We start from the raw sequence: 18,864 nt of genomic DNA, 5'->3' as shown, positions 1-18,864 counted from the left end.
AGGATTGCCGGGTAGGGGGCGTTGTCCCGCCCGAAGCGAGGGGTTTCGGTGGTCGCCGGCTCGCGGGTTCGTCGATGCGCTACAATACGGCGCATGCGAACTCAATCGACAAGGACTCCCGAGCTCCTCGCGCCCGCGGGCGGGCTTGCGCAGCTGGAGGCCGCGCTGCGCTTCGGTGCGGACGCCGTGTACCTGGCCGCCGATCGTTTCGGGCTGCGGCAGCGCGCGGCGAACTTCGCGCTGTACGACGTTCCCGCTGCGGCAGCTCGCGCGCACGATGCGGGCGCGAAGGCGTACGCGACGCTGAACGCCCTCATGGACGCCGACGACCTCAAGGCGCTTCCCGCGTACCTCGAAGCGCTGGCCGCGGCCGGCGTCGACGCGTTCATCGTGAGCGACCTGGGCGCGCTGCGCCTGGCACAGCGGCACGCGCCGAACGTCGAGCTGCACGTGAGCACCCAGGCCTCGGTATGCAACGCCGAGGCGGCGCGCGTATGGCACGAGCTGGGCGCGAGCCGCGTGGTGTGCGCGCGAGAGATGAGCGTGGAGGACATCGCGCGACTGCGCGCCGGCGCCCCGCGCGAGCTGGAGCTGGAGGCGTTCGTGCACGGCGCCATGTGCATGGCCGTGTCGGGCCGCTGCCTGATCAGCGCCGCGCTCACCGGCCGCTCCGGCAACAAGGGCCATTGCACCCAGCCGTGCCGGTGGAGCTACGCGCTGGTGGAGGAGCAGCGTCCCGGCGAGTTCTTTCCCGTGGAGGAGGACGTGCGCGGAACCTATGTCATGAACGCGCAGGACCTCAACATGCTGGCGCACCTCGACGACTTGGCCGCGGCCGGCATCGACTCGTTCAAGATCGAAGGCCGCAACAAGAAGGCGTTCTACGTGGCTTCGGTGGTGCGCGCTTACCGGCTGGCCCTGGACGGCGTTCCCTCCTCCGAGCTGGCCGACGAGCTGCTGGCCGTGTCGCATCGCCCGTACGGCACGGGCTTCTACTACGGCGACGCCAGGCAATCGCCCGACGTGGACGGCTACACCGCCGAATGCCGGCATGCCGCCACGGTGGAAGCGTGCGAACCGGCCGGCGAAGGCGCGTTCCGCGTGATCGCGCGGTGCTACAACCGCTTCTGCGAAGGCGACGAGCTGGAGGCGCTGTCGCCGGGTCCGCACGTCCCTCGCGTGCGCGTGCGTAACCTCGCCTGGCTCCCCGAGCCCGACGGGGACGACGCGCAGCCAAAGCGGGTGCCGGTTGCCGTGGCGAACCGCTCGGCCGAGCGCTATGCGTTCGAAACGGGGGAGGAGCTGGCTCCCGGCGACTTTCTGCGCATGCGTATCAACGTTGAGCGATAGGCTTCTGATCTGCGCTAAAGCGATAAAGTACTGCTAAGTAGCCGTCAAGGCGCGTGCATGCGCCGGCGCTACACTGGGTTGCACCCTGACGAAAAGGAACGGAATCATCCTTCTTTCAGAAAGCGAGGTGCATCATGCCCAATCATGCGTATCGCGCCGCATCGGCGCCCAGCGTCGTGCAGCGTGCCCGCAACACGCGCACCGGCCGCAAGCTCGAGCGCGGCGGTTACCTGACCGTCGAGACCGTCACCATGTGGATCGTGTACGCTCTGACCCTCATCGGCAATGCCGTCATCGAAGGAGGCCGGGTGGGAGGCACCACGTCGGCGGATATCGCGTACGGCGTGTTCACGTGGTTCACGCCTGCCGGCTACGTGTTCGCCATCTGGTCGCTCATCTACGTGGCGATGGTCGTGTGGCTCGTCGCGTACACGCGCACGGCGCCTGTCCGCGCCGACCGCTTCACCATGACGTCCATCCTGTTCATCGCAAGCTGCGCCCTCAACGTGCTGTGGCTTGCCCTGTGGCACTTCGAGCTGGTGGCCGTGTCGTTCATCGTCATCCTGGCCGAGTGGCTGGTGCTGGCGGCGCTGTACCTGAACGTGCGCCGCACGATGAAGACCGCCTCGGGACGGGTGCCCGTGTCCATCTACACCGCGTGGGTCACGGTGGCCACGCTGGCCAACATGGCCATCCTCGTCACGCGCGCGCTGGACGGCGGCATCCCGTTCTTCAACGGGTTGTTCACCATCCTCTTGACGGCGGGCGTGCTGGCGTTCGGCTACGTGATGCGCAAGGCCTACGACGACATGGCGTTCCAGCTCGTGTTCCTGTGGGCGCTCATCGGCGTGGGCGTGAACGTGTCGGGCGCGTCGGCGTTCACGGCGGCTGTCGTGTTCTTGCTGTGCGTGGTCGGAGCTATCTTGACGTTCGCCCCCATCGGCTCGATGCGGAAGCTCGTGCGGCAGAACTAGCGATCCTGCAGCATGCTCGTGGTGAAAAGGTGCGGCTTGGCGGGGCGGTGCGTCCGCAGAAGGCTTCTTCTCCGGCAAAACCGGCTGACCGATTCTTCCATTTCCGATGAAACCGCTGACAGTTCTTGCTATGATAGCGCCAAGGTGTTTTTCGGACGAAAGGGGCCGTTATGGGAACGAAAGCAGCGGAGGCGCTCGACGTATCCTTCGACGAGCTGCCGAACTACCTGCACGCGAAGCACTCCGTGTACATGGAGATCGGCAGCGAGACGTACTACCTGACCGACGTCAACGATCGATACTGGCGCGCGCAGGACACCGCGAAGCTCAACGAAAAGGGACATTACGTCGACGCGAGCGAGCTGGTGCCGACGGTGAGCGAGTTCTTGACGCTCCCCTTCATCGACGGCAAGTCGGTGACCGACGTGTTCGACCAAGCGGTATTCTACGCATCTGAAAAAGCGTAACGACGACGGGGGCGGCCGCGTGAACGGCCGCCCCCGTTTCTCGTTCCGGCAACCGCGTGGCCGCTACGGGCGTTCGTTCGGCTCGATGAAGCCGACGGCGAACTGCGCGTCCGAGACGTCCCGAGGGACGGGGCGCGAGTAGAGGAACCCCTGCGCGATGATGCGATCGTCCATGCGCACGAGCATGGACGCCTGATCGCGCGTTTCCACGCCTTCCACCACCACGTTCACGGCCAGCTTGTCGGCGATGGACACCACGCCGTCCAGGATGGCCTTGCAGCGCTCGCCGCTCTCGCTGCTCATGAGGAAGCTGCGGTCGAGCTTCAGCACGTCGATCGGCAGGTTCTGCAGCGTGCCCAGCGACGAGTACCCGCTGCCGAAGTCGTCAATGGCGATGCGGAAGCCCAGATCCTTTAAACGGCGGCACAGTCGTTCGGCGCGTTCGAGGTCTTCCATGACGATGTTCTCGGTCAGTTCGAGCTCCAGCAGCTCGATGGGCACGCCGAATCCGTCGACGATGCTCTTCACCGTTTCAGGGAACGCGTCGTTTCGCATGTGCAAGCGCGAGAAGTTGCAGGCGATGACGAGCGGGTGTTCTCCCGCGTCCAGCTGCTCCCGGATACGGGCGCAGACGAGGCGAAATACCTGCAAGTCCAAGTCGACGACCAGGCCGGTGCGCTCGAACAGGGGAATGAACTCGTCGGGCGGCACGAGGCCGCGTTCAGGCGATTCCCAACGAACGAGCGCTTCGAAGCCCACGAGGCGGTTCGTCGCTATTTCCACCTTCGGCTGGTAATAGGCCGTGAACTCCCCGCGCTCGAGCGCGTCGTGCGCGGCGGCCACCAGCGCGCGTTCGGCGATGTCGCGATCCTTCATGCTCGCCGAGTACAATGCTGCGGTGCTGCGCGAGGCCTCCCCGATGCTGTCCCGGGCGTAGCGTGCGGCGTCCACGAACTCGATGATGGTTTGCACGTCGATGCGCGGCGTTTCGGCGCTGCGCTCGATGATGCAGACGCCGGCCTGCAGCATGAGCCGGTGCGATAGCTCGGTAAGCGTTTCGGTGCTGTTGAAGCGACGATCCAGTTCATCGAAGCGCTCCAGCAGCGCGTCCCAGCCTCTCCAGCGAACCAACAGCACGAATTCGTCTGCGATGACGTGCGCGTATCGTTCGTCGGGTGCTTTCATGCCGGCCAGCGTGCCGTTGAGGTCGAGCAGCACGCGATCGCCCGTGGCGTAGCCGAATGCTGCGTTGAAGCCTTTGAAGCTTTTTACGTCGAGGTACACGATGGCGTAAGCGCCATCGCGGGCGTTCGCCATCTGAGCGCCCACCTCGGAGCGGAAGCGGGCGAGACTCCAGCCTTCGGTCAGCGGATCGGTGAACGAGAAGTCCTCCACTCGCCGCGCCGCGCGAAGCTTCACATGGCTGACGTACAGGGCAACGCCGAGCACGGAGCCGAGCAGTGCGACGATGCCGGCCATGAATTGCACCGGATACTGGCGCAAGAAGTCGAAAGGGCTGATGGGATGTACGGCGAGGCTGCTTTGCGAAAGCCAGGTGGTCATCTTGCTTTCGGCGGTGTACTGCACGCAGCGGTCGAGGATGCTCACCAGTCGTCGGTCGGCGTTGCGGCTCACGCCGATGCTCATGCTGTTGAAGAAGGAGGTGATGGTGGTGACGCTCAGGCTCTCGTATTGGGGTTCCGCCAGCAAGTAGTTCGCCACGTGGGTATCGGCAAAGGCGATATCGGCTTTGCCTTCAAGCACTGCATCGAAGCAATCTTTCGGGGTGTCGCAGTACACGATGTCGTATTCGGCGTACGAAGAGTACGCCGTGCTCGCGGCGAGCGAGAAGCCGCTTGGCAGCGCGACGCGCGAACCGGAAGGATTCGGTCCTGCGACAAGGGCCATGGGGTCGCGCAGATAGGGGCCGGTGGTGTCGAGGCTTTTGATCGCCTGGGGGTCGGATTCTCGATCGACGTCGTACACGATGTCGGCGTCGCCGCGTTCGACGAGGCGGACGGCCTCGTCGTGGCAGTCCGCAGCCACGAATTCGAACTTCAGCCCGGTGATCTGCGCGATGTCTTCGAACAGCAATGCGACCGCGCCGGCGAACGCGCCGGTTTCGGGGTCGGTGTAGGAAAGCGGCGCGCGATACGAATCGTAGGCCACGCGCAGGGTGGGAGCCGACGCCAGATAGGCGTACTCGTCTTCGGTGAAGACGGGATCCTGGTCGGTGTTGATGCCGAAGTAGCGGTCGTACAGCAACGTGGCGAAGTCGGGGTCGCGCAGTTTGAGGCGGCTCATCGCGCTGTCGAGCTCATCGGCTATGTCGGTGCGTTCGGGCGAGAGGGCGATGTACAAAGGCTCGGGGACGAACTGAGCTACGGTTCGGAAGCGCGAATTCGTCCCGAGATATGTGATGGCAATGGCATCCACCGCTCCTTCGTCGAGCGCTCTCAGCAGGTCTCCGGTAGCGCTGTAGGCCACGATATCCGCCGAAAAGCCGTTCTTCTCGCTGTATTGTGCGAACGCTTCGGCGTCCTGGCTGTTCGCGATTACCCCCACGCGCATGCCGGAAAACGTTTTGAAGTCTTCGTAGGCGTAACGCGTGTCGTCGAGCCTCACGTTGAGCGTGGTGGAAATCTCGCAGAGCGATGATGCCGAGAAGATCATCCGCCTCTCTCGGTCTTCGGTGTAGTACACCATGGGAAGCAGATCCACCTTGCTCGCTTCAAGCGCGGCACAGGCCTCTTCCCAACTAGGGTACTTGACGTATTCATATGTCCAGTCGGCGTAGCGTGCGATTTCGTTGAGATACTCGATGTTGTACCCAACGTAGCGCCCCTCTTCGTCGGTGGACATATAGTCGCCGTCTTCGAAGTAGGTGACGGTCACGACGCGCTTGCCGAACGTGGCGAACTCGTCGGCGAAAGCCCGCGAGGATCCGGGATACGTGGTCGTTGCGACCGTACAGGTGAACGCGATGACGAACGCCCAGGCAAACATCATCGGTTGAAGCCGCGAAGGGATGAATGTTCTTGCCGGTGCTATGCTTCGCTCCGATCGATGTGACGGTGTCTAAGAATGGTTGATACCAACTTACCTTACCATATGCATGGCCTTCTCAGAAAGACTTGTCGGGGGATGTGCGCGCCTTTTTTTGCGTATGACGTGGTGCGATAAGGTCAAGGTTCAGCGCGGCTCCCATCGATCGATTTTCCTCTTTGAGCGGTTGCATAATTTTTTTCGAAAAAAGTGCTTGACCGGATTTCCTCTTCCGGTATACTAGGCTTCGCACTTTTACGGGGCCTTAGCTCAGCTGGGAGAGCGCATGGCTGGCAGCCATGAGGTCAGGGGTTCGATCCCCCTAGGCTCCACCATATTTGCTACGACGGATGCGATGCATCCGTCGTTTTTTTATTGTGCACGCATTGCGTCCGATGACGGCAAGCGGGGTGAAGGATATGGTCGAGGCGGCAGATAGCCGTGCGGAACCTCAGTCGGTGGGCGAAAACGGCGCTCCTATGACGATTTGGCAGGTGTGGCTTCGACGTCTCTGCCTGTTCGTGATCGTGTGGGCTATCGCGGAAGTGCTGTTGGGCGCTGCGTTGTGGGGTGCTTACCTGTTCGCGCGCATGGTGCTTGACGTCGAGCCCTCGGTGCTGGCCGAGCCCGTTGTGGGCGCGATGGCGATGGCGGGAGCGTGCCTCAACCTGGCCATCGGATTTCTCGGCCTTCGCGGAGCGCGGAATCCGCGCAAGATCACCCTGTTCTTCTGGATCACGTTCGTCGATGCGATGTTGACGGCGTGGGCGCTGGCCAGCAGCGTGTCCGCGGGCACGTGCGACCTCACCTCGCTTGTGAGCGGCCTGTTCGTCATCGCGCTAGCCGTGTGCGCTTGGCAAGTGCGCGGTCAGACGGGTTACTTCGACGCGCATCCGTAAGGCCTCCCGGCGTGAAAAAGCCTCTCCGGGGTTCCGGAGAGGCTTTCAACTGCGGGCGGTTTGCTTGACGGCTGCACCCGATGCGGCGCTAGTCCTGCTTCGCGGCCTCGATTTGCGCGATGATGGGGTCAAGCGCGCCGGCTACGTCGTAGTCCTCCACCTTTCCGGCGTCGCACAGGCGCGCGAAGCTGGGGTCGATGGGCAGCGTGGCGTAGGCGGGGATGTCGTAGCGCTCGGCCACGGCCGCACCTTGCGGATCGCCGAAGATGTGATGGCGCTTGCCGCAGTCGGGGCACTCGAAGTAGGCCATGTTCTCCACGAGGCCCAGCAGCTCGACGTTCATGTCGTGCGCGAGGTTCACGGCCTTGCCCACGATCATAGCCACCAGCTCCTGCGGAGCGGATACCGTGACAATGCCGTCAACCGGCAGCGACTGGAACACGGTGAGCAGCACGTCGGAGGTTCCCGGAGGCATGTCGACGAACAGGTAGTCGATCTCGCCCCAGTTCGTCTCGCTGTAGAACTGACGGATGGCGTTCGAGACGACCGGGCCGCGCCAGGCCACCGGGATGTCGTCTTTCGGCAGCATGAGGTTGGTGGACATCACCTTGATGCCGCTTTGCGTCTGGCCGGGCAGGATGCCGTCGGCGTCGGCGGTCAGCGGGTTCGTGATGCCGAAGGTCTTCGGGATGGACGGTCCGGTGACGTCGGCGTCCAGGATGCCCACGTTCTTCCCGCGCTTCTGCATTTCGCTGGCAAGTAGGCTGGTGACCAGCGACTTGCCCACGCCGCCCTTGCCGGACACGACGCCGATGACGTGTTTGATGTTGGAGCGGGAGTTCGTCTCGATGGTGCTGGGGCCCTGGGCGGTGCGGTCGCTGCATCCGGACTCGCCGCAGCTGCTGCACTCGTGCGTGCATTCTTCTGCCATGATTCCTTCTTTCTGGGTTTTCAGCGCCCCCGTGCGGCGGGAGCGCCACTCGTCTCACCTGGATGATAGCATAAGCTTTATACTTAGGTGGAAGGAATCGACCTGCGCGCCGGGCGCGCGCGGAGACGGAGGAGCGCGCATGCTGTTCGCTGATATCGACCTGTTGGATGAGAACCTTGATTTCCGCTCCCATTGCTGGGTGGGCGTGCGCGACGGGCGCGTCGCCTACGTGGGGGATGCGGCTCCGGCGGGCGAGGAAGCGGCGAGGTACGGAGAGGTGTACGACGGACGTGGCAAGCTCTTGTGTCCTGCGTTCTACAACGCCCACGCGCACGCGCCCATGACGCTGTTGCGCGGCTACGCCGAGAACCTGCCTTTGCAGGCGTGGCTGAACGACATGGTGTTTCCGTTCGAGGCGAAGATCACGCCCGAAGACTGCTACTGGGGCACGCTTCTGTCCTGCGCCGAGATGGCGCGGTACGGCTGCGTGAGCTTCTCGGACATGTACTATCACATGGAGGAGGGCGCCCGCGCAGCGCTCGACGCCGGCATCAAGATGAACCTGTCCGACTCGCTTCTTGCCTTCAACGGCGAAGGGTTGGACGACCTGCCGGTGAAGGGGAACCTCGACCGTCTCATCCGCGACCTCCAGGGCGCAGGCGATGGCCGCATCGTGGTGGACTGCAACATCCATGCCGAGTACACGTCGAACCCGCGCGCCGTGGCCGATTTGGCGGCGTACGCGAAGGAGCACGGGCTTCGGTTGCAGGTGCACGTCTCCGAGACGCGCCTCGAGCACGAGGAGTGCAAGCAGCGCCACGACGGTTTGACGCCGGTGCGCTACTTCGAGAGCCTGGGCGTGCTCGACGTGCCCGTGACGGCGGCGCACTGCGTGTGGGTGGACGACGGCGACATCGACGTGCTGGCGGAGCGCGGGGTGTTCGTGGCGGCGAACCCGGCGTCGAACATGAAGCTGGGCAGCGGTTTCGCCCCTGTGGCAAAGATGCTCGCGCGCGGCGTGAACGTGTGCCTGGGCACCGACGGCATGGCGTCGAACAACAACCACGACATGATGCAGGATATGCACCTGCTGGCGCTGACGGCGAAGGGATCGACGAACGATCCGGCCGTGGTCACGCCGAAGCAGGCGCTTACGGCCGCTACGCGCGTGGGCGCGCTTTCGCAGGGGCGCGACGACTGCGGGTACGTGGCCGTGGGGGCGAAGGCTGACTTGTGCGTGCTGGACACGTCGGGGCCGTCGTGGGCGCCGATGACGAACCCGCTGGTGAACGTCGTGTACGCGGGGCATGGCGCCGACGTGTGCCTGACGATGTGCGACGGGGTCGTGGTGTATCGCGAGGGCGAGTGGCCCACGCTGGACATCGAGCGAGCGAAGGCCGAGGTCGAGGCCCGCACGAAGCGCATCATCGGCGAGCTGTAGGGCGAGTGCTGCCGGGTGGGCGGCTTGCTTGACGGAGGGCCTTTGCGTATACTGGCAGGCGAGCCGCAGGGAGCGGGTACTCCCCACGGCTCTCGGACTCGCTTCGGCGGTTCGGATGTTTATTTTGGTCCCGGTTCGTCCTTTTGGGACGACCGGGGCGTATCTTTCAGCCGCGCTTGAAGTGCGAGCGAGGCTACCCCGACCGTCAGGCTGCCGAAGGCAGCGATGAGGCCGAGAACCTGCAAGATCACCCCGATAAGATCCAGCAATATGCCATCCATAGAGGACACCCCCTTCCGTTTATCTAGAATTCGGAAATGGATGTAAAGAGGGTGCTATCCTCCTCGCCTGGCGAGTTCGTGCCTCCTATTATAGCGAGCTCGTCTTACGTGCAGATGGCGTGCATCTAGCGCAGATCTTTCTCGATCTGCTGCGAATCTCACGCATTTCCCACGTGGGTTCCATGCCGTTTGCCCCTGTTTCCAACGTCGTTTCCACACGCCTTGCCGCCGTTTCCGACATGGTTCGCACGTTCTCGGCGCTTCGGTGCGCATGTTTCACGTGAAACATTGGTTCGTTTTGTTTCGGGTGAAAGCATTTTCGCGCGGTGTTGTGCGCAAAGTGCGGCTAGGCATGGCGGGCGCGTTGGTCTATTCTGAAATGGATACAATCGTGAAGAGGGAAGGGACGGCATGCTGAGGATTTCCGATACGCGCATCGACGGGTTCATCGCGGAGGACGTGCCGTACGTCGATCTGACGTGCGCGGTGCTGGGCATCGGCGACGAGCCGGGCGAGATGGAGTACTTCACGCGCGAAGACTGCGTGCTGGCCGGCGCGAACGTGGTCGCGCGTATCATGGGGAAGCTGGGCTGCGACGTGGTGGAGGCGCGTCGCGACGGCGAGCGCGCGACTGCGGGCGAGGCGTTCTTCCGCGTGCGCGGCACCGCGGGCGACCTGCATGCGGCGTGGAAGGTGTGCCTCAACGTGTTCGACCATATGTCGGCCGTGGCCACGAAAACCCGCGCGATGGTGGACGCGGCCCACGCGGAGAACCCGCGCTGCGAGGTGCTGACCACGCGCAAGAGCATGCCGGGCGCGAAAGACCTGCTGACCGAGGCCGTCATGGCGGGAGGGGCGTTCCCGCACCGGCTGGGGCTGTCCGAGACGGTGCTGGTGTTCGACCATCACCTCACGTTCTTCGGCGGCTTCGAGGCGTTCGTGGAGCAGCTGCCGGATATCAAGGGCCGCTGCGTTGAGAAGAAGCTGTTTGTGGAGGCTGATGCCGAGCGTGCCCGCGTGCTGGCGCGCGCTGGCGTTGACGGCATCCAGGTGGACAAGGTCCCCGTTGACGAGCTGGAGCCGCTTGTGCGCGAGCTGCGCGCCATCGACCCGCACGTCACGCTCATCGCGGCCGGCGGCGTGAACCCGCAGAACGCGGGCGCGTACGCGGCAACCGGCGTGGACGGCCTGGCCACCACGGCGCCCTTCTCCGCCAAGCCCCTCGACATGAGCGTGCGCATGCGCCCGCTGTAGCGGCTTGCGCCGTGGATGTGCGGTCTTTGGGCTCGGCGGATGCGTTGTCACCCCAAAGCCGCGGTTTCGGGCAATATTCCGAGGCTTTGGGGCGACAACGCATCCGCCGCTGCCGGTCTTCTTCGCATGGTCGTGGGCATCGGGCGAATTTTCTTGAACCGGGTGTAACCTTTTCGCGTCGGGGCGCGTCTAATAGGTAACCGACCTTGAAAGGGGCACCCGCGTGGACGATCTGATACAGCGAGCGCGAAACGGCGACGGCGAGGCGTTCGCCACGCTGTTCGAGTATGGCAAGCAGCCGTTGTGGCGCGCTGCGATGGCGGTGCTCGGCAACGTGGACGATGCGTCCGACGCGCTGCAGGAGACGGCGGTCAAAGCGTGGCGCGCCATGCCGCGTTTCGGCGGCCGCAGCGCAGTGAACACGTGGTTCATGCGCATCCTGCTGCGCGTCTGCTATGACATGCGTCGTCAGCGCAACCGCGAGACGCCGTGCGCCATGGGGCTGTTCGCCGCGGACGTGGACGGCTCGGGCGTATGGTGGGAGCCGTCGGCGGGCCAGATGCTGGCGGGCGCGGGCGTGCGGCGCGATCCCGACCGCGACGAGGCGCTCGACGTGCGCGACGCCATCGCCTCGCTGTCGGCCGACGATCGGCTGGTGCTGGTACTGTTCTACGTGAACGATTTCCCTGTGCGACAGATCTCCCAGATCATGAACGTGTCGGAAGGTGCCGTGCGCACCCGTCTGTCGAGGGCGCGGGACCGCTTCAAGGTTGCCTATTCGCAAGGCTCGAACGAGGAAGTTGAGGTGGCGCGATGAGCCATGAGAGGTTCGACAACGAAGACGAGCTGCGCCGGGCGGTGATCCGGAATTTGGACGCGAGCCCGATTCCCCCGCAGGTGCAGGTCAAGCTCGACGGCGTGTACGCGTCGCTGGGCTCCATTCCTCAGGATCGCCCCACGCCGTCGGGCGCGGGCGCTCCGCAGCGTCGGCAGCCGGTCAAGCGGCGGTCTGCCGAGCCTGCGCACGGCAAGCGCAAGGGCGCCAGCGTGGCGCGCCGCGGTGCGATGGTGGCGGTTGCGGCCGTGCTCGTCGTGCTGTTGAGCGGTGTCGCCTTCGCCGCATCGCGCCTGGTGCAGATGCAGCCGGGCGATGTCGGATTTTTCGGGGGCGGTAACAACCTGCCCATATACAACAGCTTGCAGCCCGGGGTTTCCAGCCTGAACGCCGAGGTGGGCGATACCGTTGAAGTCGACGGCGTGCAGGTGACGCTCGATTCGGTGTCGTGCGATCGCAACATCGTCAACCTGTTCTTCACGTTGGAGAAGGAGGGCGGCTTCGACCTGACCGAGCAGTCGAACTACGAGGGCTCCCAGGAAAACGAATGGGCGCGCTTGCAGCGGCTTGCTCCGCGCTTCTCGTACAGTCTTTCGAGCAACGGCGAGGCGATCGGCAAAGATTCCGTCTACGTGCTCGATGCGTACCAAAAAGACGGCAAGGTGAAGATCATGGAGCGCATCGTGCCGGAAGCGACGCTTCCCGACCAGGTGGACATCGCGCTGGAAGGCTATGCGATGTGGAAGCAGTTCGAAGAAGGAGACGAGCCCTTCACGTTCGATGTCGGCCTCGACCTGAGCACGGTGGCCAGTCCGCGCGAGCTGGGCGCGCACGACCTCGTGTTCAACACGAGCGACGGCGACAAGACGATGGGCATCCAGCGTTTCACGGCATCCGAGCTGGGCACCGTGATGGTCGTGCGCAACGACAACGAGTGGACGGGAGAGCAAGGCGAATACGGTTCTTCCTACGGCCCGCCCGAGAACGTGCTGAGTCCTCATTTGCTTAAGGTAACCGATGACCAGGGCAACGTTTTGACTCCGGTCGAAGCTGGCGATGGTTCGGGCGTCAATCCGGAGGGTTCGCAGATTATCGAGTTCTCCAATCTCTCGCCCGAAGCGCATAGCGTCACGTTCACGCCGATGTTGAACGCGCTCGACTGGGACTCGATGACGGTCGAGGAGCGTAAAGCGAGGAATGAGGAAAACGTACAACATGTGGACGTCTCTCGAATCGGCACCACATTGGAGACGAGCGAGTTCGGCGGCTACGAGCTGACCGGCTGGGACGTGACCGATGGAACGGTGAGCATATCGCTCAAGCCCTACGGATGGCAGGCTATGGGACCGTACATGGAGCTCATTTCCGAAGACGATGTGACGCTCTTGGAGAGCACATGGACGGATCCCGAGACGGGCGAGACGGGAACCGGCTACCATTCGGGCATCATGTATCGCAAGCACGACTATATGACCGGCGAGTTCGTCCAGATGGTGTCGTACTACGCCGCAGACGATGATGAGCTGCGCGGGCTCACGAACTACAGTTACCGCTCTGCGTTCGGTGAGTATCGGGAAGAGCCAGACGCGGCGCAGACGCTCTCGTTCTAAGCTGTTCCGAAATGAAGAAGCGGGCCCATCGCGATGATGGGCCCGCTTCGTTTCTGCTGCGGCCGGTTTACTTCCCCAGCACCTTCTTGATGCCGTTGCCCGCTATGACGGCGCCGCCGCCGATGGCCAGCAAGCCGGGACCGGGCAGGATGAGCATGGGCACGCCTACCAGCATGATGGCGCCGCCGATGGCCGTCTGCACGGCGCCGCCGATGCGGTTGGGCTTCTTCTTCGAGACGCGCCCTTCGTCGATGATAGTGGCGTTAACGGCGGCCTGCGCGGCGTCCTTCCCGTACGATGGCGCGCGGAACGTGTCGCTGCCCGACGGGCTTGCGCTTTTCGCGGCGTCGCTGGTGCTTGCGACGGGGTTGACGTCGATGATGGGGCTTGGGTCGCTCATGGTCTCCTCGCTTACGGTGGGGTGCGGTTTCGTGCCGCGTGTCTGCTTCGATTATACGGGCTGCGCGAACCGCATGTCGTGCGGCGCGCCCGCGGCTACGAGTTCGTCACCGTTCGGTAACGTGTTGCTCGCGGCTTCTTCAAAGATGGATGCGAGGGGCATCGGGAGCGTGATCCGAGCCCGCCTAATTCCGTCGTTGTGGACGCCGAAAGCGGCTGTTTTGCGATACACTATGGGTCAAGGTTTCAAGATCGCGTTTGAAGTTCGTAGGTTAGGCTCGACTGTGGTTCGCGCCTTGGCAGAAACGACAACGGCGTGGGCCACGCAACAGGAAAGTTGGTGGTCAACATGGCAGCTCCTGCTACCGAACACGTGCGAAACATTGTGCTGGTGGGCCAAGACGGCGCCGGCAAGACATCGCTCGCCGAAGCGATGCTGCACGTCTCCGGCCGTACGCCCCGCATGGGCACGACGCACGACGGGAAATCCTACCTCGACTACGACGATGAGGAGATCCGGCGCAAATTCACCATCGGCACCTCCATTGCCCCCATTCCGTACAAGGACTACAAGATCAACCTGCTTGATACGTCCGGACACCCCGACTTCATCGGCGACACGCTGGCCACCATGCAAGCGGCCGAGATGGCACTGTTCGTGGTGGACGCCGTGGCAGGCCCGCAGGTCATGACCACCAAGCTGTGGCGCGAGGCGGAGGACATGCGTCTGTCGCGCGCCGTGTTCATCAACCATATCGACCGCGAGAACGCCGACTTCGACACGGCCATGGCGCTGCTGCATGCGCGCTTCGGTTCGCGTCTGGGGCCGGTGACCATTCCTATCGGCGTCGACAAGGACTTCGAGGGCGTCATCGACATCATCCGCATGAAGGCGCGCTATTTCGATGCCGGCAGCGAGAAGGAGCGCATCGAGGAGATTCCGCCCGAGTACGCCGATGCCGCCCAAGCCGCGCGCGACAAGCTGTGCGACCTCGTGGTCGAGGCCGACGACGATCTCATGATGAAGTACCTGGACGGCGAGGAGCAGCTCACCCAAGACGAGCTCGAGCAGCTGTTGGACAAGGCCATCGCGCAGGAGCTGTTCATTCCCGTGTTCGTGGGCTCCACGATCATCGAGCAGGGCATCCAGGGCGTCATGGAGGACATCGCCACCTACTTCCCGCATCCTCGCCATCACGGGCGCTTCCGTCTGGCCAACGGCGAGGAGACGTTCGTCGACGAGACGGGCGAGCCCGCCGCGTTCATCTTCAAGACGGTGTCCGACCCGTTCGTAGGCCGCTTGAGCTTCCTCAAGGTCATCTCGGGCGTGCTGGAACCGGGCATGGAGCTGATCAACGCGCGCACAGGCAAGAAGGACCGGCTGGGCCACCTCTACGTGATGATGGGCAAGGAGGCCACCGACGTGAAGAGCGCGAAGGCCGGCGACATCATCGTGGTGCCGAAGCTCACCGATACGCGTGCCGGCGACACGATGTCGAAGTCGGGCGACGTGGCCATCGACCCCTTGCCGCTGCCCGTCCCTCAGTACCCGGTGGCCATCGAGGCGGCGAACAAGAAGGACGAGGACAAGCTGGGAACGTTTCTGGCTCGCGCGGCCGAGAACGACCCCACGCTGATCATCAACCGTAGCGAAGAGACGCACCAGACGGTGATCACGGCCATGGGCGAGGCGCAGATCGAGACGCTGATCGCCCGACTCAAGGAGCAGACGGGCGTGGAGGCGAAGCTCATCCCCGTGCGCATTCCGTATCGCGAGACCATCCGCAAGACGGCCGAGGCGCAGGGTCGTCACAAGAAGCAGACGGGCGGCGCGGGGCAGTTCGGCGATTGCTGGCTGCGCATCGAGCCGAATCCGGGAGCGGGCTACGAGTTCGTCGACGAGATAGTGGGCGGCAAGATTCCCCGCGGCTACCTGCCGGCCATCGACAAGGGCGTGCAGGATGCCATGCGCGAGGGTTTCTTGGCCGGATATCCTATGGAAGACATCAAGTGTGCGGTGTACGACGGCTCGTACCACTCCGTCGACTCCAACGAGATGGCGTTCAAGACAGCCGCGCGCATCGGCTTCCGTGCCGCGTGCGAGAAGGCCGACCCCATTTTGCTGGAGCCCATGGCGAACCTCGACGTGACGGTGGGCGAGGAGTACGCCGGCGCGGTGATGGGCGACATCTCCACGCGCCGCGGCCGCATCGTGGGCACCGACTCGAACGACGCGGGCGAGACGGTCATCATGGTGCGCGTGCCTTACGCCGAGGTGGTCACGTACACGAAGGACCTGCGGGCCATCACGCGCGGCTCGGGGTCGTACTCCATCGAGCTGGAAGGCTACGAGCCGGCACCGGCCGACGTGACGAAGAAGCTGGTGGAAGCCTACCAGGCTGCGCGCGCTGCGGGGAACTAGCGCGCTTGCGACATGATCCGTCGAGGGTTTGAGAGTGGAGGAGGGAGCCGCGGTGCGGCTCCCTCCTCGGTTTCGGGGGTGGGGTGCGAGGGACGGGCCGGCTAGGCTTCGAGCGCCTGCGGCCGGTCTTCCGCGCTGGCGGCGGGCTTGCGCTTCGGACGGCCTGCGCGAGGGCGCTCGCGCAGGCGGGCCTCCACGCTGTAGCCCGTCACCCAGGTGTTGTGCCCGTACTTGAACGACTCGAGGAGGCCGTCGCGGATCATGTGGCTGACGCGCGAGGGGGACACGCCCAAGGCGCGCGCGGCTTCGGCAGCCGTCATGCGGGGGATGGTTTCCAGGCCGGCGTCGATGGCGACGGTGATGATCCGTCCGCCGTAGCGCGGCTCGTTGTCGAAGGTGGGCTCGGGAGTTGCCTCGTCGTGCATCGCGTAATCCTCAACGACGGTTTTCAGCCAATCGACCGCCATCTCGCACGCTTCGCGAAACGTGGCGCCCGACGTGCCGCCGCACTCGAAATCGAAGGGCCAGACGGTGTAGCGGCCCTCATCGAGGAACACTTCAAACTCGTACACGTGCTTCATGTTCGTCTCCTTCGGAGGGGGTGGGCTATTTGAGTCCGGCCTGTTTTTTCATGACTTCAAATTGCTGGTTTGAAATCTCGCTATGTCGCTCGATAACGGTTCTTCTGCCGTCGGGATGCCTGAACTTGTCGTGATTCGTGCCGCCTTCGTTCTTGAAGCCGTTGTGCTGGAAAAATCTGACGACCTCTCTTCGCTTGACCATCCTATCCCCGATCCCTTTTATTGTCAATACTATTTATATTTTAGCAAGCTCGTGCGGTGCGTAAGGGTTTCATGCGACGGGCGGCCGAGTTGGATGCTTTCCGCCCGTCGCGTTTCGTACGGTTTGCAGCGGCGCCGAACCATGGCCGTTCCCTGTCTCGCCGATGGCGGCGCCGCTGCAATTTCCCGTGCTTCCATGATAACGACCCGGTCTTACGTTTCGATGGCGTGCGTCCAGCGCGGAGCACCTTCGAATCCAGCGCAACTGCCACGCGTTTCCAGCGCGGTTTCCACGTTTCGTGCAACCGTTTCCAACGCGGTTTACCCGTGCGTTGCCGAAGATTCCAGCGAGTTTCAAACGCGCGGGCGGCACCCGCCTTGCGCGGATGCCGCCCGTTGTCATGAGGATTGTGGGGAATGGGGAGGCTGGATGCCTCGATGTTGCGAGAAGGGTGCGGGAGGCTACTCCGCGCGATCTGCCGGGAGGATTTCCAGCCAGCAGCCGTCGGGATCCTCGATGAAGTAGATGCCCATGCGCTCGTTCACGAAGCACACGCAGCCCATCTCCTCGTGCAAGGCGCGCGCGGCGTCCATGTCGTCCACCTCGAAGGCCAGGTGCGTGTCGCGTCCGCCGTTGTCGTAAGGCTCGGTGCGGCCGCGGTTCCACGTGAGCTCCACCTGGAAATCGGTCTTTTCGTTGCCGAGGAACACGTTTTCCCACGATCCGTCGTCGGGCCCCATGCGCCTCTGAACGGCCAGGCCCAGCGCGCGTTCGTAGAACGCGAGCGACGCGTCCAGGTCGAGGACGTGGATGCAGCGATGGATCATCTTCGCTTTCATGGCAGCTCCGTTTCTGCGCGAAATTGCGCGCATCCGCGCGCGGTTCGTTCGCTGGAAGTATACCCGAGATAACGGCATCGTGACGGCTTTGCGACGGAACCGCTAAAGGAGAACGAGGAGAAGGCTTGGCGATGCCAGAATACTTTACGCGAAGCGTTAGCGAGGATCGATTGCGGGAGTGCTGCGAACGCACCTGTCGGGAGGGGGACGGCGAAATCGAGAGCTGTAGGTAAAAACGGCTCGGTTTGGTAATTTCGGAAACATCCCATCGCGTCCGTCTGCGGGCGTGGGAACAGTTTGCTTGACGTTTTACCAGATGGGGCAGCTTCTCTCTGTATCCTACCTTTTCGATATGATTGCCAAACCGCCTTGTTCGCTCCATGCGGGGACGTTTTCGGCGTCATGGCGCGCTGCGGAAGGTCGACCTTGCGCGAGCCCTGGACATTTGCGCATTTGCGGTGCGAGACCTTGCACCTGTCCGCGACGGTGCTATACTCCGTTTGAAAAACTAACTAGTCAGTCAAAAAATGAAGGCTGACGAACGACGCGAAGGACGTGATGGGCATGCAGGAGAAGCCGGCTACCATCGAGCCGTGGGTGGATGGAGCGAAGCCGCCGTCGAAGGGGGCGGACGCGCTTCAGATGCGTCCGGAATCGGGCACGTTCGTGCGCGAGGGCGCCACATTCGCCGGCGCACCGTACATCAGCGCACGCGGGTTGGGGTTGAAGACGTACGCAGGATACGCGTACCGCGAAGTGGACGTTGACGTGCACAAAGGGGAGCTGGTTGCCGTGCGCGGGCGCAACGGCAGCGGAAAGACGGCGCTTCTGCTCACGCTGGCGGGCCGCATGAAGCAGACGGAGGGAACGTTGAACGTGGGCGAATTCGAGCTGCCGCGCCAGCGCTCGAAGGCGGAGCGGCACGTGGGCCTGGGGTTGTTCAGCGGGTTGAACGACCTTCAGGACAGCTTGACGGCGGCATATGCGCTGGGAGCCGAGTTCGAGCTGTACGGTCGTAAGCCGCGCCGCGAGGCGGTTACGGACTACCTGCGGCAGTGGCAGCTGGGCGACGTGGCGAACGTGCGCGTGAAGGACCTCACGTCGCAGAAGCTGGCGCAGCTGGGCATCGCGCTGGCGTTCGTGGGCGAGCCCGATGCCGTGGTGGTGGACGACGTGGAGAGCCAGCTGACCATGTCGCAGTCGGAGGCTCTCGTCGATCTGCTGCTGGACGCGGCGCGCACGCGAAACGTCGCCGTCGTCGTGGGCGTGGTGGAGCGCGATCTGGCCGCCATGGCCGACGCGACGGTGTATCTGTCGAAGGATGGTGAGTAGCT

17 protein-coding genes and 1 tRNA gene are annotated in these 18,864 nt (G+C 63.8%); 11 read left to right on the top strand and 7 right to left on the bottom strand.

The features are described 5' to 3' along the window. The first annotated feature begins 93 nt into the window (after positions 1 to 93). From ELEN_RS11210 to ELEN_RS11200, 3 genes are all read left to right on the top strand, one after another. Positions 94 to 1,350, top strand: a complete 1,257-nt coding sequence (locus ELEN_RS11210) for a U32 family peptidase (protein WP_015761021.1) — start codon at positions 94 to 96, stop codon at positions 1,348 to 1,350. 134 nt (positions 1,351 to 1,484) lie between these two features. Then, entirely contained in the window at positions 1,485 to 2,324 is an 840-nt protein-coding gene (locus ELEN_RS11205; protein WP_009306410.1) for a TspO/MBR family protein, read from the top strand. 170 nt (positions 2,325 to 2,494) lie between these two features. Continuing rightward, the gene (locus tag ELEN_RS11200) at positions 2,495 to 2,791 is read left to right on the top strand and encodes a hypothetical protein (RefSeq protein ID WP_009607766.1); all 297 of its coding nucleotides are present in this window, start codon (positions 2,495 to 2,497) and stop codon (positions 2,789 to 2,791) included. A 63-nt stretch (positions 2,792 to 2,854) separates the two neighbouring features. Here the strand turns inward: ELEN_RS11200 and ELEN_RS11195 are convergent, their stop codons facing one another. Next, positions 2,855 to 5,800 carry an EAL domain-containing protein gene (locus ELEN_RS11195; protein ID WP_015761020.1) on the bottom strand — a complete coding sequence of 982 codons (2,946 nt, stop codon included), beginning with the start codon at positions 5,798 to 5,800 and terminating at the stop codon, positions 2,855 to 2,857. Between the two features lie 295 nt (positions 5,801 to 6,095). Between ELEN_RS11195 and ELEN_RS11190 the strand changes: the two genes are divergently transcribed. After that, a tRNA-Ala gene (locus ELEN_RS11190) sits at positions 6,096 to 6,171 on the top strand. A 144-nt stretch (positions 6,172 to 6,315) separates the two neighbouring features. Continuing rightward, positions 6,316 to 6,735 (top strand): hypothetical protein, encoded by a 420-nt coding sequence (locus ELEN_RS11185; protein ID WP_226844446.1) that lies wholly within the window; start codon positions 6,316 to 6,318, stop codon positions 6,733 to 6,735. 88 nt (positions 6,736 to 6,823) lie between these two features. Here ELEN_RS11185 and ELEN_RS11180 read toward each other — a convergent pair whose 3' ends face one another. Then, positions 6,824 to 7,666 carry an Mrp/NBP35 family ATP-binding protein gene (locus tag ELEN_RS11180; RefSeq protein WP_009306406.1) on the bottom strand — a complete coding sequence of 281 codons (843 nt, stop codon included), beginning with the start codon at positions 7,664 to 7,666 and terminating at the stop codon, positions 6,824 to 6,826. Between the two features lie 139 nt (positions 7,667 to 7,805). On the opposite strand from ELEN_RS11180, the gene ELEN_RS11175 reads away from it, so the two are divergent. Beyond that, the gene (locus ELEN_RS11175) at positions 7,806 to 9,107 is read left to right on the top strand and encodes an amidohydrolase family protein (RefSeq protein WP_009306405.1); all 1,302 of its coding nucleotides are present in this window, start codon (positions 7,806 to 7,808) and stop codon (positions 9,105 to 9,107) included. A 119-nt stretch (positions 9,108 to 9,226) separates the two neighbouring features. Here the strand turns inward: ELEN_RS11175 and ELEN_RS16325 are convergent, their stop codons facing one another. Then, entirely contained in the window at positions 9,227 to 9,388 is a 162-nt protein-coding gene (locus ELEN_RS16325; RefSeq protein ID WP_015761018.1) for a hypothetical protein, read from the bottom strand. Positions 9,389 to 9,799: 411 nt separating this feature from the next. On the opposite strand from ELEN_RS16325, the gene modD reads away from it, so the two are divergent. The 3 genes from modD to ELEN_RS11160 all read left to right on the top strand — a co-directional run bounded on the left by modD (position 9,800) and on the right by ELEN_RS11160 (position 13,087). After that, positions 9,800 to 10,642, top strand: coding sequence for a ModD protein (gene modD / locus ELEN_RS11170; protein WP_009306404.1), 843 nt, complete (start codon positions 9,800 to 9,802; stop codon positions 10,640 to 10,642). A 223-nt stretch (positions 10,643 to 10,865) separates the two neighbouring features. Continuing rightward, positions 10,866 to 11,459 (top strand): RNA polymerase sigma factor, encoded by a 594-nt coding sequence (locus tag ELEN_RS11165; protein ID WP_015761017.1) that lies wholly within the window; start codon positions 10,866 to 10,868, stop codon positions 11,457 to 11,459. Then, entirely contained in the window at positions 11,456 to 13,087 is a 1,632-nt protein-coding gene (locus tag ELEN_RS11160; RefSeq protein ID WP_015761016.1) for a DUF4179 domain-containing protein, read from the top strand. Before ELEN_RS11165 ends, ELEN_RS11160 begins: the two co-directional genes overlap by 4 nt. A 67-nt stretch (positions 13,088 to 13,154) precedes the next feature. On the opposite strand, the gene ELEN_RS11155 is transcribed toward ELEN_RS11160, so the two are convergent. Then, entirely contained in the window at positions 13,155 to 13,487 is a 333-nt protein-coding gene (locus ELEN_RS11155; protein WP_009306401.1) for a hypothetical protein, read from the bottom strand. A 348-nt stretch (positions 13,488 to 13,835) separates the two neighbouring features. On the opposite strand from ELEN_RS11155, the gene ELEN_RS11150 reads away from it, so the two are divergent. Continuing rightward, the gene (locus ELEN_RS11150) at positions 13,836 to 15,908 is read left to right on the top strand and encodes an elongation factor G (protein ID WP_009306400.1); all 2,073 of its coding nucleotides are present in this window, start codon (positions 13,836 to 13,838) and stop codon (positions 15,906 to 15,908) included. A gap of 101 nt (positions 15,909 to 16,009) precedes the next feature. Here ELEN_RS11150 and ELEN_RS11145 read toward each other — a convergent pair whose 3' ends face one another. The 3 genes from ELEN_RS11145 to ELEN_RS11140 form a co-directional block, all read right to left on the bottom strand. Next, positions 16,010 to 16,489, bottom strand: coding sequence for a type II toxin-antitoxin system HicB family antitoxin (locus ELEN_RS11145; RefSeq protein WP_009306399.1), 480 nt, complete (start codon positions 16,487 to 16,489; stop codon positions 16,010 to 16,012). A 25-nt stretch (positions 16,490 to 16,514) separates the two neighbouring features. Next, positions 16,515 to 16,691 (bottom strand): type II toxin-antitoxin system HicA family toxin, encoded by a 177-nt coding sequence (locus ELEN_RS15945; RefSeq protein ID WP_009306398.1) that lies wholly within the window; start codon positions 16,689 to 16,691, stop codon positions 16,515 to 16,517. A 461-nt stretch (positions 16,692 to 17,152) separates the two neighbouring features. Continuing rightward, complete coding sequence (locus tag ELEN_RS11140; RefSeq protein ID WP_015761014.1) at positions 17,153 to 17,530, bottom strand: VOC family protein; 378 nt, start codon at positions 17,528 to 17,530, stop codon at positions 17,153 to 17,155. 564 nt (positions 17,531 to 18,094) lie between these two features. On the opposite strand from ELEN_RS11140, the gene ELEN_RS11135 reads away from it, so the two are divergent. Then, a complete protein-coding gene (locus tag ELEN_RS11135) occupies positions 18,095 to 18,862 on the top strand; it encodes an ATP-binding cassette domain-containing protein (RefSeq protein ID WP_015761013.1) in 768 nt (255 codons plus the stop codon). Positions 18,863 to 18,864: the final 2 nt, after the last annotated feature.

Origin of the sequence: Eggerthella lenta DSM 2243 (assembly GCF_000024265.1) — a bacterium.
GTDB lineage: Bacteria > Actinomycetota > Coriobacteriia > Coriobacteriales > Eggerthellaceae > Eggerthella > Eggerthella lenta.
Note: the sequence above shows the minus strand (reverse complement) of the source record. Positions and strands in the feature narration are given on the sequence as shown.